The 13,858-nt window shown below is 71.6% G+C and carries 13 protein-coding genes; 10 read left to right on the top strand and 3 right to left on the bottom strand.

Annotated features, from left to right (window positions below; translation table 11 throughout):
- Positions 1-98: 98 nt before the first annotated feature.
- The 9 genes from DEU37_RS04625 (at position 99) to DEU37_RS04585 (ending at position 10,265) form a co-directional block, all read left to right on the top strand.
- Positions 99-647: a methylated-DNA--[protein]-cysteine S-methyltransferase gene (locus DEU37_RS04625; RefSeq protein ID WP_121189439.1), complete on the top strand. Its 549-nt coding sequence runs from the start codon at positions 99-101 to the stop codon at positions 645-647.
- 181 nt (positions 648-828) lie between these two features.
- Positions 829-1,677 carry a LuxR C-terminal-related transcriptional regulator gene (locus tag DEU37_RS04620; protein WP_121189438.1) on the top strand — a complete coding sequence of 283 codons (849 nt, stop codon included), beginning with the start codon at positions 829-831 and terminating at the stop codon, positions 1,675-1,677.
- 29 nt (positions 1,678-1,706) lie between these two features.
- A complete protein-coding gene (locus DEU37_RS04615; RefSeq protein ID WP_036290056.1) occupies positions 1,707-2,057 on the top strand; it encodes an Lsr2 family protein in 351 nt (116 codons plus the stop codon).
- 73 nt (positions 2,058-2,130) lie between these two features.
- On the top strand, positions 2,131-2,781 hold the full coding sequence (locus DEU37_RS04610) for a response regulator (protein WP_005050918.1): 651 nt from the start codon (positions 2,131-2,133) through the stop codon (positions 2,779-2,781).
- Between the two features lie 10 nt (positions 2,782-2,791).
- Positions 2,792-4,534 carry a hypothetical protein gene (locus DEU37_RS04605; protein WP_121189437.1) on the top strand — a complete coding sequence of 581 codons (1,743 nt, stop codon included), beginning with the start codon at positions 2,792-2,794 and terminating at the stop codon, positions 4,532-4,534.
- A gap of 57 nt (positions 4,535-4,591) precedes the next feature.
- Positions 4,592-5,266, top strand: a complete 675-nt coding sequence (locus DEU37_RS04600) for a GAP family protein (RefSeq protein ID WP_121189436.1) — start codon at positions 4,592-4,594, stop codon at positions 5,264-5,266.
- Between the two features lie 48 nt (positions 5,267-5,314).
- Positions 5,315-6,904: a carboxylesterase/lipase family protein gene (locus DEU37_RS04595; protein ID WP_121189435.1), complete on the top strand. Its 1,590-nt coding sequence runs from the start codon at positions 5,315-5,317 to the stop codon at positions 6,902-6,904.
- A 39-nt stretch (positions 6,905-6,943) separates the two neighbouring features.
- Positions 6,944-8,701, top strand: a complete 1,758-nt coding sequence (locus DEU37_RS04590) for an amidohydrolase (RefSeq protein ID WP_121189434.1) — start codon at positions 6,944-6,946, stop codon at positions 8,699-8,701.
- A 40-nt stretch (positions 8,702-8,741) separates the two neighbouring features.
- Entirely contained in the window at positions 8,742-10,265 is a 1,524-nt protein-coding gene (locus DEU37_RS04585; protein WP_121189433.1) for an MFS transporter, read from the top strand.
- A 13-nt stretch (positions 10,266-10,278) separates the two neighbouring features.
- Here the strand turns inward: DEU37_RS04585 and DEU37_RS04580 are convergent, their stop codons facing one another.
- From DEU37_RS04580 to DEU37_RS04570, 3 genes are all read right to left on the bottom strand, one after another.
- Positions 10,279-11,022 (bottom strand): membrane protein insertase YidC, encoded by a 744-nt coding sequence (locus DEU37_RS04580; protein ID WP_121189432.1) that lies wholly within the window; start codon positions 11,020-11,022, stop codon positions 10,279-10,281.
- An 85-nt stretch (positions 11,023-11,107) separates the two neighbouring features.
- Positions 11,108-11,410 (bottom strand): hypothetical protein, encoded by a 303-nt coding sequence (locus tag DEU37_RS04575; RefSeq protein WP_121189431.1) that lies wholly within the window; start codon positions 11,408-11,410, stop codon positions 11,108-11,110.
- Positions 11,411-11,461: 51 nt separating this feature from the next.
- The gene (locus DEU37_RS04570; RefSeq protein WP_121189430.1) at positions 11,462-12,553 is read right to left on the bottom strand and encodes an alpha/beta hydrolase; all 1,092 of its coding nucleotides are present in this window, start codon (positions 12,551-12,553) and stop codon (positions 11,462-11,464) included.
- Between the two features lie 151 nt (positions 12,554-12,704).
- On the opposite strand from DEU37_RS04570, the gene DEU37_RS04565 reads away from it, so the two are divergent.
- Complete coding sequence (locus DEU37_RS04565; RefSeq protein ID WP_259457135.1) at positions 12,705-13,748, top strand: AraC family transcriptional regulator; 1,044 nt, start codon at positions 12,705-12,707, stop codon at positions 13,746-13,748.
- Positions 13,749-13,858 lie beyond the last annotated feature (110 nt).

The raw sequence follows: 13,858 nt of genomic DNA, 5'->3' as shown, positions 1-13,858 counted from the left end.
ACCGTGGAGCCTCCTCCCCAACCGACCCGGAGGCTCTGCGCCTCCACAGACCGCGACCGCGCGACGATGATGTCGACCGTCGCGAGCATCATGGAGTCATGACCTCGACTGCCGCATACTCGGTGCACCCGACACCGATCGGCGAGGCCCTCATCGTCGTCGCCGATGGGGGCCTCGTCGCCCTGGACGTGCTGGATGTGTCGCTGACGGCGGCCGACCGCCGCCTCGAAGCGATCAGCGCCCGCCGCCAGGGCATCGTGGTGCCGGATGCCGCGGCCACCGCCGAGGTGGCCGCGCAACTGGACGAGTACTTCGCGGGCACGCGGCGACGCTTCACGCTCGGTCTCGACCTGCACGGGGTCGACGGTTTCGCGCGCCGGGCACTGGAGGCGATGGACGAGATCCCGTATGGCGAGACGGCCTCATACGGCGAATTGGCGATTCTCGCCGGCTCACCGGGCGCGCACCGCGCGGCGGGATCGGCGTGTGCCCGCACGCCCATCTCGATCGTGATTCCGGCGCACCGTGTCGTGCGTGCCGACGGTTCCATCGGTGAGTACGGCGGTCACCCCGAACGCAAACGGTTCCTCCTCGATCTCGAAGCCCGCGTCGTACGAAACGGCACCGCTCGATCCGCCGCCGTGTAGGCCGGTCGCGGCACGGGGCTCCCGCGGCGCAACGCGGGAGCCCCGTGTGGAGCTCGGGTGGATCGCTGGCGGATCCCGGGTGGAGCTCGGGTGGATCGCTGGCGGAGCCCGCGACGACGCCCGGTGATATCCTCGAGCGCACGGGTGACGCAGCCGTCACCCTCGAGGTCAGGGAGGCGAGATGGCGACGCCGACCCCGCTCACCGACAGCGATCTGCTGGCGCACGCCGTCGAAGATCTGGCCACCCGCACGGGCCTTCCCGTCGCCTTCGGCGGGTTCGAGCGGGCGAACGCGGTCGAGGTCACCTCGGTCGTCGGAAACCGGACTCCGCACCTGTCCGGACTCGTCGTGCACGCCAGCCGCGGCCTCGGCGGACGGGCGCTCGTCGAGCGGCGCCCGCGACTCGCGCTCGACTACCGGTCTTCGCGCAACATCACCCATGACTACGATCGCGCGATCCTCGGCGAGGGGATCTCGACGCTGTTCGCTGTTCCCGTCCTCGTCGCCGGGCGCGCACGCGGCGTGCTCTACTGCGGTTCGTGGTCGCCGTCCCCCTTCGGAGAGTCCACCGCACGCATGGCGCTCCAGGTCGCCAGCGATCTGGCGACGGAGCTTCGCGTCAGAGAAGAAGTGCAGCGGCGACTCACCCTCGCCCCGGCATCCGCCTCGGGCGTCGACCCCGTGCTGCGCGAGCACCTGCGCGACACGTACGCGCAGTTGCGCCGCATCGCCGCCGACGTGCCCGACGCCGCCATCCGGCGCCGCCTCGCCGAGATCGAGCAGCGTCTCGCCGACCTGACCCGCGAAGACGGTGCGGCCACGGAGACGCTCGACGTGAAGCTGTCGCCGCGTGAGATCGATGTGCTCGCGTGTGCGGCGCTGGGCCAGACCAACGCCGAGATCGCGGTCGCGCTCGGATTGCGAGAGGGCACCGTCAAGTCGTATCTGCAGTCGGCGATGGCCAAACTCGACACGGGAACGCGTCACGCCGCGGTGACACGGGCGCGACGCGCGGGACTGCTCCCCTGATCAGCCGTCAGTATCAGTAGGCTCTGCCTATGGCCCGCAAAATCGTTCACCAGCTCGTCGATGACCTGGACGGCACCGTTCTCGAAGTCGGTGACGGTGAGACCGTCCTGTTCTCGCTCGACGGCACCGCGTACGAAATCGACCTCACCACCGACAACGCCGCCGCACTCCGCGATGTGCTCGCGCCGTATGTCTCCGCCGCGCGCAGCGTCTCGTCGCGCTCCGCCGCACCGCGCCGTGCCGGCACCCGCGGCCAACGCCGCTCCCAGCAGCGCGACTACGGCCCGATCCGCGAGTGGGCCGCCAAGAACGGTTTCACGGTGTCCGAGCGCGGGCGCGTTCCGGCATCCGTTCTCGAGGCTTACGACGCCGCTCACTGACGACTGCAGGGAGCAACACCGGTGCTCGTCGGCGCAACGACGGGACGCGCGGCGCGAGCGCTAGGGTGATGTCGTGGCCTCGGACTGGACCCGTCGCGTGCTCGTGGTCGAAGACCAGGCCGCCCTGCGCATGCTCGTGTGCGAGCTGCTGCAGCGTCACGGGTTCGAGACGGCCGCCGCGGCCGACGCGGCGACGGCCACCCAGCTGTTCACCGAGTTCGACCCCGACGCGCTGCTGACCGATATCGACCTCGGCAGCCGACCCTCCGGCGCGGAACTGGCGGCCATGCTGTCCGAGCTCGCCCCGCATCTGGCGATCGTCTTCCTCAGCAGCTATCCACGAGCCGCGGCCGGCGCGACGGCGATGGGCATCGCCCATGCGGTCTTCGTCTCCAAGCAGGATCTCGACTCGGCCGACGCGCTCGTGTCGGCGTTGGAGCAGGCGCTGTCGACGCGGCGTGTGCCGGCGGCGACGGCTCTGCCTGCACCCGATGCCCGCGACGGCCTCGGCGCGCTCACCCGCCATCAGCTCGAGATCCTCGCGATGGTCGCTCGCGGATGGTCGAACGAGCGCATCGCCGAAGAGACCGCGTCGAGCGTGCGGGCCGTGGAACGTTCGATCAGCCGCCTGTTCGACCGCTTGGATGTGACGGGCGACCCGACCGTCAGCCCACGCGTCGCCGCTGCGGCGATGTACCTGGCCGCGTTCGGCCCCGCCCGGTGAGAGGCCGCGAGTGAGGCGGTTCGCCACGGCGATCGGCCGTGTCGTGGCCGACGGACGGTTTCTGAGCCTGTGGTCGCTCGCGGCGACCCTCGTCCTGTCGATGACCATCATGGCGCCCGTGGGTGCGGGCGTGGATGTCGCGGCGCTGGCTCCGGCGACGCTGGCCACGACGACATGCTTCGTGCTTGCGCTCGGGGCCCTCGCGCTGATCGAGCGGCACCTGTCCGCGCCACTCGTGCGCGCGATCGTGCTCATCGTCGGCATCGTCGCGTGCGCCGCCCTGCGCCCGCTCGTGCAGGACGCGTGGGCCGCACTGTGGGCACTGCCGATCCCGGCAGCAGCCCAACTGCCGTTCCGTATCGCGACGAACGTGGTCGTCTGGCCGGTCGTGCTCGCGATGATCGCCGTGCTCGAGAACGCCGTGCACACGCTGCGTCGCACCAACGCGCTGCTGCGCGAGGTGGCGGCAGAGCTCGCCGCCGCGCCCGACCGCGCCGTCGTCGTCGACCGGCGCGCCCGCCGCGAAGTGGATGCCGCGGCATCCGCCCTCACCCGGGCGATCGATCGGTGGGATCCCGCGACGGGGCCGAGCGGCGTGCACGCGCTCGGGGCGGAGGCCTTCCGCACCTGGAGCCACCGCTTGCAACAGGTGGCGGACGATGCGGCGACGACCTCGGCGCCGCGGGTCGCACCCGCCACGGATGAGATCTCGATTCGCCGTCGCGGCCTGGCGCTGCCGCCGCTGCGCCTTCCACCACGCGGGACGGTCGCGATCGTCTACATCGCCTGCACACTGCCCTACGCTCTGCGAACGACGGTCCCCGCCGAGCTGATCGCGGGTCTGGTCGCCGTCGTCGCCGTGACGGGTTTTGTCGACCATGTCGCGCGACGCCGGATGTTCGTGCGCAGCGCCCGTCTCAGCGCCACGGTCTATCTGCTCGGCGCGGCCATCGGCGGCGTCGCACTCTCCGCACTGACAGCCATCTACGGACATCGCGGCCTCATCGTGCTTCTGCCGGCGATCGACTACCTCGCCTTCGCGCTCGCGGTCGCCCTGTGCGCGGGCGCCGTGCAGAGACTGCGCCGAGAACAGCGTCGACTGTCGGGAACGATCACGCATTCTCAGCGCGCGAGCCGTGAGGGTGTCGGTCCCGCCCGCGAAGGCCTGCGACGCACGGCGGAGCTGCTGCACCGCGACGGGCAGGGAGCGTGCGTGCAGTTCGCGTTGACGCATCCGCACCCGTCCCCGGCAGACGCCTCCGCACTGCGCGACGATCTTCTCACGCTCGTGCATCGGCTGACGTCGACGTACGCGGCAGCCGACCCCGGCACGGATGCTGCGGCGCTGCGAGCGCTGCTGGCGACGTGGGGACGGGTGATCGTTCTGCAGACCACGCTCGATCCCCGGGCGCTGTCCGTGCTCGATGCGCATCCCCGCCTCGCGCGCGATGTGTACGACGTCATCGCCGAGGGACTTCTGAACGCCGTCAAGCACAGCGACGAGAAGCGTGCGGAGGTGAGCCTCGATGTCGTCGCGACGGGCGCGGGCAGCCGGCTGCGCGCTCGCGTGCGCTCGCGGGGGCGCACGGCGCCGGATGCCGAGCTGCGACCGGCCTCCCACGCGCGCGACCTCGGCGCACGCCTGCGCACAGACGGTCGCGACACGCTGCTCGAGGCGCTGTTCGCCCTGCCGCCGACCACTCCTGTCGTGTCAGCCGAACATCCCGAAAAGCAGGCCGCACCCCCGTCATAACGTCGTCATCGCACCCCCGGACACCCGGCCCGGGGGAAGCGATGAAACGGAATCGACGTGAACGACCTGCACAACCTTCTTCCCCTCGCGGTGGGCATGCTCCTGTCCCCGCTGCCCATCGTGGCCATCGTCGCGATCGTGCTCGCACCCCGCGGCCGCGCCTGCGCCCCCGTCTACACCGCGGTCTACACGCTGGTCGCCTTCGCCGCCACGGGCCTGGGCGCGCTGGGCGCGGCCCGCGCGTCGGCGTCGAGCGGCCCCGCAGCGCAGACGGTCTCGCTGATCCTGGCGATCGTCCTCGGCCTCGGCTTCACGGTGTTCGCCATCGTGAGCTGGATGTCGCGTCCGAAGACCGGCAAGCCCGCGACGGCGCCGAAGTGGCTCGCGGCCATCGACAGCGTCACCCCCCTCTCGGCGGCCGGTCTGGGCCTCGTCATGGCGGTGACCAACTCGAAGAACATCCCCCTCGAGCTCAAGGCGGGCGCCCTCATCGGCGAGGCACACCTCGCCCCCCTCGCCGCCGTCGGCCTGTGCCTGGCCGTCGCAGTGGTCGGCTCGCTGCTGCTCGTGATCCCGGCGCTGGTCCAGCTGACCGGCACGGCCCGCGTGATCTCCGCCCTGCAGGCGCTGAAATCACAGCTCATCACGCACAACGCCGCCATGATGACGGTACTGTTCGCGATCCTCGCGGCGAACGAGCTCGCACAGGTCATCCACCGTCTGGCCGCCTGAGCACCACCCCTCCCACTTCTCACACCTCTCGACCCGAAAGGACCTCCCATGTCGAACACCACCGAGACCCCCGACGTGTCCGTCCCCTGCATCGCCACGACCCCGGCCGGCACCTTCCGCGGCGCCGTCCGCGAGGCGGTGCGCTCCTGGCGCGGCATCCGCTACGCCGAAGCCCCCGTCGGCGAGCGTCGCTGGCGCGACCCGGTGCCGGCCGCCCCGGCGACCGGCGAGGTCGACGCCACCGCGTTCGGTGCGGCGTGCCCCCAGGTGCGCACACCCGCGATCGCCCTGGGCGATGACGCCGTCCTCGACGAGGACTGCCTGATGCTCAACGTGTGGGCACCCGACACCGACGCCCCGGCGGGTGCGCGACCGGTCATGGTGTGGCTGCACGGCGGCGCCTACACGTTCGGCGCGTCCAGCCAGCGCACCTACGACGCGACCTCTCTGGTCACGCGCGGCGACGTGGTCGTCGTGACCCTCAACTACCGCCTGGCCGCGTTCGGCTTCCTGGACCTGTCCGGCCTTCTGCCCGACGGCGGCTTCGACCGCAACCTGGCGCTCAAGGACGTGCTGCTGGCACTGCGGTGGGTGCAGGAGAACATCGCCGCGTTCGGCGGCGACCCCCACCGTGTGACCGTGTTCGGCGAGTCCGCCGGCGGCGGCCTGGTGACGACGCTGCTGGCCACTCCCTCGGCCGCGGGTCTGTTCCACCGGGCGATCGCGCAGTCCTCCCCCGCGTCCAGCATGTACGGCATCGACCGGGCGCGAGATGTCGCCGAGCGCTTCGTGCGAGAGCTCGGCATCGACCTGACGGATGCCGTCGCCACCGCCGCGGCGCTGCGCGCGGCATCCGCCGACGAGCTCGTGACTGCGGGGATGGCCGTGTACGCCCAGGTGCCCGACGAGGCGCCCGGCACGCTCGCGTTCGCGCCGATCATCGACGGCGACCTGCTGCCGGAGGCTCCGGCGACCGTGCTGCACGAGGGCCGCGGACTGCCTGTCCCGCTGATGATCGGCACCAACAAGGACGAGGCGTCGCTGTTCAAGTTCATGAAGTCGCCCCTCATGCCGATCACCGAGGAGCGCATCATGACGATGTTCTCCGACATGGCCGCCGACAACCCGACCGTCGAGCTGCCCTCGGTCGCCCAGGTGCAGACGGCGTACGAGAACGTGCGCAAGAACGCCGTGGGCCTGGGCGTCGCCCGCGACATCGGCTTCCGCATGCCCACCGTGTGGATCGCCGAGGGTCACGCCGCCACGGCCCCGGTCTGGCTCTACCGCTTCGATCACGCGGCGCCCTTCCTGCGACTGATCGGCCTCGGCGCCACCCACGGCAGCGAGCTGGCGTACCTCTGGGGTGTCTTCGCGAGCGGCCCCAAGGACCTCACGTTCCGCCTCGGTGGCAAGCGTGCCGGCGAGGCGATCTCTGCCCGTATGCAGGAGCGATGGGCCGCCTTCGCTCATGGGCGCACGCCTGACGCGGAGAGCGTCACCGGAGCCCCGCACTGGCCCGCCTACGATCCTGCCGACTCCCGTGCGACGTTGGTGATCGAGCGCCACGACAGCGTCGTCGACGATCTGGACGCCGCCCTGCGCGCCGCATGGGGCGATCAGGTCCTCGACTTCCACTGACCACGCGCCGCCGCCGCGCACCTTCGAAGGAGCCCGCTCATGTCCGACACCTGCACCGCCGCCACTGCCCTGAGCCGCGACCACCTCGCGCCCGCCATCGCCGCGGCCGGCGTCACCATCGCACCCGCCCACCATGGCGCACCCAGCCGCTCGGACGAACGCGGCACGACGACAGCGACAGCCGACCTCCTGATCGTCGGCCGCATCGCGACCGGTGATCCCGCCGCTCCGCGCGCGGAGGCGATGGCGGTGCGCGACGGCCGCATCCTCGCCGTGGGTTCGGCGGCGGACGTGGACGGCCTCACCGGCCCCGCGACGAAGATCCTGTCTCCCGACGGGGTGGTCATCCCGGGCCTCATCGAACCGCATGCGCACATCTGGGTGTCGCTGCTGACGCTCGAGTGGACCGACGTCTCGCACGCCGCCTGCCCGCGCTTCGACGACGTCGTCTCGGTATTGACGGCCGCCGCGCAGGCGACGCCGGCGGGTCAGTACCTGCTCGCGAAGCTGTTCGATCCGAGCCTGTACCCCGGCGAGCCGGCCCTCACACGTGACATCCTCGACCGGGTCGCGATCGACCGCCCGATCGTCGTGCTCAACGCGTCGATGCACTTCGCCTACGCCAACAGCGCGGCCTTGGATGCCGCCGGCATCACCGATGCCACACCGCAGCCGAGCGGGGGCACGCTGGAAAAGCGCGACGGGCGGCTCACCGGCGTGGTCGGGGAGTCTCCCGCGGTGACGATGCTGCTCGCGAACCTGCCGCGCCCCACGGCGGCGGACGTGGGTCGCGGCATCCGTCAGGTGCTGAACGAGTTCGCCGCGGCCGGCGTGACCTCGATGCGTGAAGCGATGACCGGCACGCTGGCCGGGGTGAGCGAAGTCGCCCTGCTGCACCAGATCAACGGCGCCGAACGGCTGCCGGTGCGGGTGTCGACGGCGCAGTTCTCCTCCCTGGCGGGGTGCGCGACACCGGCCGAGGTCGCCCAGGCGTGGAAGGCGGCCGGGGTGACCCCGTTCAGCGGAGATGGAATGGTCCGTGCCGACGCGTGGAAGATCGTGGCGGACGGTTCGAACCAGGGCCGATCCGGCTATTTCCTGCAGCCGTATCTGGGCGAGACCTCGGGAGGCCACGCGAACTGGACGCCGGAGAGCCTGCGCGAGGTGATGCGCGCCGGTCTCGATGACGGCTGGCAGCTGATGATCCATACGAACGGCGACGCCGCCGTCGAGTTCGCCCTCCAGGCGGCGGAGGAGCTGCTGCCGCGCTGCGGTCAGAACGATCTGCGTCACCGCTTCGAGCACGCCTCGGTGACCACCGACGACCAGCTTGTACGGATGGCGGCGGCCGGAGTGTCACCGAGCTTCCTGATGGACCACGTCTACTACTGGGGTGCGGCCTTCCGCGACACGATCCTCGGCCCCGAGCGCGCCGCGCGGCTCGATCGCCTCGCCTCGGCGTACCGCGCGGGACTGCGCCCCAGCCTGCACTCCGACTACAACGTGACGACGGTGCGACCCCTGCGCAGCGCCCGCACGGCGGTGCTGCGCCGTCTCGAGGCCGACGCCACGGTGCTCGCGCCGGAGGAGCGCGTCAGCCCGGCGCAGGCCCTGTCGGCGATCACCGCCGATGCCGCCTGGCAGATCCACGCCGACGATCGCGGCACGCTCTCTGCCGGCCGGCGGGCGGACTTCGCCGTCGTGGACAGCGATCCGTGGACGAGTGATCCCGAGAGCTGGGATCGCATCGCCGTGCACGCGACCTACATCGACGGCGTTCCCGCCTTCACCGCCTGAGCTCCCTCTCCGCTCGCCTCCCCCACCCGAAAGCACCCTCATGACCACGACATCACCGACGTTCGTCGTGCGCTCGGCGCACACCCTCGCCATCCCGCTGCTCGGCGTGCTCGCCGCGGTTCAGGGCTCCGCCCCGAATATCGCGGCGACCGCGCTCGTGGGCGCCAGCCGCGGCCTGGACATGGTCGGCGGCGATCAGGCGCTCGCGGCATCCATGCAGACCCTCGCGATCGCCGCCTCGGTCATCACAACCGGATTGCTCGCCGACCGGATCGGTCGCCGCCGCATGCTCATCGCCGCCCTCGTGACAGGTCTCGTCGGCCAGCTGATCGTGGCCGCCGCACCGATGCCGCTCGTCTACATCCTCGGCCAGGCGGTGACAGGCGTCGGCCTGGGCGCCGTGTACGCCGCCGCGTTCGCGTACATCCAGGTTCTGGCCGCGCCGGGCCGGCTGCCCGCCGCCGTCGCGACCTTCGCCGCGTGCTCGGGAGCCGCCGGCGTGCTGTTCACCTTCTCGGGGGGCTTGCTCGCCGGCATCGACTGGCGCCTCGCGTTCGTGCTCGTTCCCGTGCTGTCGGCGCTGTGCATCCCCGCCGTCCTCGTGCTCCTGCCGACCGTCGCACCCACCGTCGCCGAGAAGCGCGATGTGGGCGGGCAGGTCTCCCTCATCGCCGGGATGGTCGTTTTCCTGTTCGGCGTGTCGCAGCTCGCCTCGTCGCTGACCAACCCGCTGACCTGGGCAGCCATGGCGCTGGGCGTGGTGCTTCTCGCCGCGTTCGTCTGGTCGCAGACACGCGTTGCGAACCCCTTCTTCCCGGTCGCGCTCTTCCGACGGCCCCTTTTCCTCGCGGCGCTCTGCGCGGGCTTCGTCTTCAATGCCGGCGGCGCGGTCGCCTTCTTGCAGCTGTCGAACCTGTGGCAGTACGTTCTCGCTCTGACGCCCAGCAGCGTCGCTGTGTGGCAGCTGCCGGTGTCGGTCACCTCGATCGTGGGCGCGATCGTGCTGGGGCGCCTGATGACGCGCGGCATGAGTCCGCAGACGTCGCTGCTGGTGGGCGGCGTCCTGTCCGCGGCGGGCTTCGGGGCGGCTTTCCTTGCCCGCGAGGCCCCCACCCCGCTGGCGTTCGTCCCCGCCGGCATCCTCATCGCCTTCGGCATCACCGCCGCAGCCCTCCCCTACGGCACGCTCGTGCTCAGCGAGGCCCCCGCCGAGTTCTACGGGGCGGTGACCAGCTCGCGCACGACCTTCGGGCAGCTCTTCTCCTCGCTGGGCACGGCGGTGTCGACCGTCGTGATCACCCAGCTCACGATCTCGGGGATCACCGCCCGCCTGTCGGCGGCGGGACTGTCGGATGCCGCGGTGCACACCGCTCTGGTCGGCGTCGGCACCTACGCGAAGGACGGCACACGCCCCGACGCGCAGGTGTTCGATGCCGCCGTGGCCGCCTACCGCGACGGGTTCGGCGCACTGATGATCGGCATGGCGGTCATCGCGTTGGCGGCCAGCGTCGCCGGGTCGGCACTCATCGCTCGTGCCTCGCGGGCGGTGCCGGCGTCCGCATGACCGCGGTGCGCCGTCACGACTCGCGGTGCGGCGGGTGCGGTGGGTACAGCCGTCGCAGCACGAGGCGCTGGCCGAGGGTCCAGGTGACGGTCGTCAGCAGGTAGACGGCCGCCGCAAGCGGGACGAACAGCGCGACGACGGCGGTGAGGAACGGCGCCGTCTCGACCAGCAGCCGCTGCCCGGGTGGCAGCGTCATCGCCACCGCCGGTCGCAGCAGTCGTCGCGTGAGCTCGCCGATGAGAGCGATGAGCACAACGATGACGCCGAACACCAGCGCGGCCGCCCCGTCGAAGCCGCTCGTCGCCACCGCGACGGCGGTCTGCCCCAGCGGCACACCGAGGAGGTGCTCGCCGAGCAGCGGGTTCGTGTGTCCCGCGATCGATCCGTGCAGGAACACGGCATACACGAGCCCAACGATCGGCGCCTGAATCAGCAGCGGAAGACACCCGGCGGCGGGCGAGACGCCTTCGGCGCGGTAAAGGGCGAGGGTCTCGCGCTGCAGCCGCTCGGGATGTGCGCGCCACCGCTTCTGCAGTGCGCGCAGCCGCGGCGCCAGGCGCGAACGCGCCTGATCGGCTTTCGCCTGTGCGACCCCGGCTGGCACGAGCGCCATCCGCACGAGGAGGGTGACGAGCACGACTGCCGCTGCGGCGGCCCCCGGCCCGGCGACGGGAGTGAGAACGGCGATGAGGGCCATGAGCCCGCGCGCCGAGAGGTCGAGCAGAGCCGCCAGGGGCGGCAGCGTGAAGATGTCCACGAGATGTCCATTCCGACGAGGCGATCAGGGTGAGCTGGTCGGCCGCGAAGGGATGCCGTGGGCGGCGTCCGAACGGGGGGGGTGACTACGCGGCCGGAAGGGCCGCGCTCGGACCTCTGCGGAGGATGTGACCGGGAGCGTCGGGGTCGCTCTGCGCGACGGGCGCGCTCAGCACGTCGCTGCGTGCCGGATGGATGCGATCGTGTACAGAGCGATCGGGTCGGGTGGCGGCGCCCGCGGCCATCACGACGAGGGCGGCCGCGGCGAGCGCGATGCCCGCAGCGACCGCGGCGACGACGGCGAGCGAGGTGATCGGTGAGGCTCCCGCGGGCAGGATGCCGACGGCCACACCGATCGTGCGCAGCAGGAGGAGGAACGCGTCGATCATCGGCGGTCCTCCCTCTCAGCCACGGTGAGAACCCAGGCTAGCGGAGGAGCGTCATCGCTTCGACGGTGCGAGCGAGGCGGCGTCGGCGATGCCGGTGCGCCCGCCGAGCCCGCCGACGAGCACGCCGACCGATTCGGCGAGCGCGCGTGAGCTCAGCCGGCCCACGCCGGTCGCGTTGACGAACGCGTGGATGTGACCGTCCACGACCTGCAGGGTCGTGGGCACCCCGGCATCCTTCAGTCTTTCGGCGTAGGCGATGCCCTCGTCGCGCAGCACGTCGAAGCCCGAGACGGCCACGTGCGCGGGCGGCAGCTTCGTGAGCGCGGACGCCCCGGCACGCAGCGGTGAGGCGAACGGGTCGAGCGCGTGCGCGGGCGTCGGCAGGTAGTGTCCGCGGTACCAGTCCATCTGCTTCTCGGTGAGGAAGTAGCCGTCGGAGAACAGCCGGTAGGAGCGGTGCTTGCCGGACAGATCGGTGACCGGGAAGAACAGCACCTGGAAGTCGGGCGCGCCCGCCGCATCTCCCACGGTCGCAAGGCTCACCACTGCGCTCAGGTTTCCGCCGGCGCTGTCGCCCGCGACCGCGATCCGGCGGCCGGGCCGGTGCTCACGCACCCAGCGATAGCTGTCGATGGCGTCCTCGACGCCGGCGGGGAACGGGTGCTCGGGCGCGAGGCGGTAGTCGACCGAGATGACTTCGAGGCCGCTGGTGGCCGCGATGAACCGGCAGACGGAGTCGGCCGAGTCGAGGCTGCCGACGACCCAGCCGCCGCCGTGGAAGTACACGACCGTGCCTTCGGCCTCGCGCACGTGCTGATAGCGGCGTGCCCGGACGGACCCCGCGCGCGTCGGGATCTCGATGTCATCGACGCTCGCGACGGGCAGCGAGCCGCCGAAGATGCGGGCTTCGGCATCGATCTGGGCCCGCGCGCGATCCAGCGGCAGGTCGGAGAAGTCGGAGCCCGGGAGGGCGTTGAGCAGTCGCAGCGCCATCTGCACCTCGGTGTACAGGCGCTGGCCGTCCACGACGACCGGCCGACCGGCGATGACCCGCTGGATCGGTTCGGGCAGCGCGCCGAGCGTGCGGATGACGGCGCGCATCAGGCGTTCGGAGGCGGCGGGAGTGGCGGGAGTGGCGGGCATGGCGGCTCCTCGGGGTCGGCGGCGTCGACGATTCGCGGGCATCCGGCGACCGGCCGGCACGGGATGCGCTCGACGATAGCGATCAGCGGGAATTTGTCACGGTCCACCTCCGCCAGCCAGCGGACATCATCGGCCAAATAGAATGGCCACCATGTCCGAGCGCCTCGCCGTCACGCCCTCCTCGGCCGTCATCACCCCGAACATCATCCGCTACCTGCTGCAGGTGGCCGACGAGCACGGTGCCTCTCTCGACCGCGCGCTGCGGGCGGCATCCCTGACCCGGAGCGCGATCGACTCCCCCGCTCTGCGCGTCTCGTACCGGCAGGGTCGCGTGATCATCGAGCAGGCGCTCCTGCTGCTGCCCGTGCCGGCGCTCGGAATCGAGGTGGGGCGGCGTCAGCCGATCACCGCCTCGGGACTGCTGGGCCTCGCCATGATGTCGAGCGCGACCCTGCGCGATGCGGTGCGGGTGGGTCTGCGGTTTCAGAATCTCGCCGGCTCGATGGTGCGCTGGAGCTCGGCGGAAGAGGCCGGCGGCCTGGTGGTGACCGCCGCTCTGCAGGAGCCCGCCTCGCCGGTGGGCATGTTCCTCATCGAAGAGGGGTTCGCGAACATCACGCGCATGGCCCGCGATGTGGCCGGTCTGGCGGCGCCGCAGCTGGTCGAGCTGGCACACGCGGCGGGGGCCGAGCCCGCGGTGTACCGCGACTACTTCGGCAGCCCCGTGCGGTTCGCCGCGGCGCGCAATGCCTGGCACGTGCCCCTCGCATCGGCGCACGCCGCGCTTGCGAGCGCCGACGCCTGGACCCACCGCGAGACGGTCGCCCTGCTGGAGACGCAGACCGAGAGCATCATCGAGCGCCAGGAACTCGTCGCCGTGCTCGCGACGCAGATCGAAGACACCCTGCCCGACGTGCTGCCGCTCGCGGCGCACGCACGTGCACTCGCGACGAGCGAGCGGACGCTTCGGCGACGACTGATCGAGGTGGGGGCGAGCTACTCGGGTGTGCTCGACGATGTGCGCAAGCGTCTGGCCGCCGAGCTGTTCGCCTCTCCCGTGCTGACGACAGCCGAGATCGCGTTCCGCCTCGGCTACGGCGACGACCGCTCGCTGCGGCGCAGCACGCTGCGGTGGTTCGGCTCCTCTCCCGCGGCACTGCACGCCGAGGCGCGCCGCCCGCTGATCGTCCGCTGACCGGCTCGCGAAACGACCGGGCGTACCCGGAGGGATAGATCAGGTCACGGTCGATGGCCGATCGTGTCCGTTTCCTGGATGCCGTGCGTCCGCCCTGCGCCGTGCGGCGC

Source organism: Microbacterium sp. AG790, assembly GCF_003634765.1.
Lineage (GTDB): Bacteria > Actinomycetota > Actinomycetes > Actinomycetales > Microbacteriaceae > Microbacterium.
Note: the sequence above shows the minus strand (reverse complement) of the source record. Positions and strands in the feature narration are given on the sequence as shown.

Bases quoted from the DNA above. Each gene is read 5' to 3' on its own strand.
- DEU37_RS04625 (WP_121189439.1), top strand. From the start codon at position 99: ATGACCTCGACTGCCGCATACTCGGTGCACCCGACACCGATCGGCGAG.
- DEU37_RS04585 (WP_121189433.1), top strand. From the start codon at position 8,742: ATGACCACGACATCACCGACGTTCGTCGTGCGCTCGGCGCACACCCTC.
- DEU37_RS04620 (WP_121189438.1), top strand. From the start codon at position 829: ATGGCGACGCCGACCCCGCTCACCGACAGCGATCTGCTGGCGCACGCC.
- DEU37_RS04590 (WP_121189434.1), top strand. From the start codon at position 6,944: ATGTCCGACACCTGCACCGCCGCCACTGCCCTGAGCCGCGACCACCTC.
- DEU37_RS04575 (WP_121189431.1), bottom strand. From the start codon at position 11,410: ATGATCGACGCGTTCCTCCTCCTGCTGCGCACGATCGGTGTGGCCGTC.
- DEU37_RS04595 (WP_121189435.1), top strand. From the start codon at position 5,315: ATGTCGAACACCACCGAGACCCCCGACGTGTCCGTCCCCTGCATCGCC.
- DEU37_RS04615 (WP_036290056.1), top strand. From the start codon at position 1,707: ATGGCCCGCAAAATCGTTCACCAGCTCGTCGATGACCTGGACGGCACC.
- DEU37_RS04570 (WP_121189430.1), bottom strand. From the start codon at position 12,553: ATGCCCGCCACTCCCGCCACTCCCGCCGCCTCCGAACGCCTGATGCGC.
- DEU37_RS04565 (WP_259457135.1), top strand. From the start codon at position 12,705: ATGTCCGAGCGCCTCGCCGTCACGCCCTCCTCGGCCGTCATCACCCCG.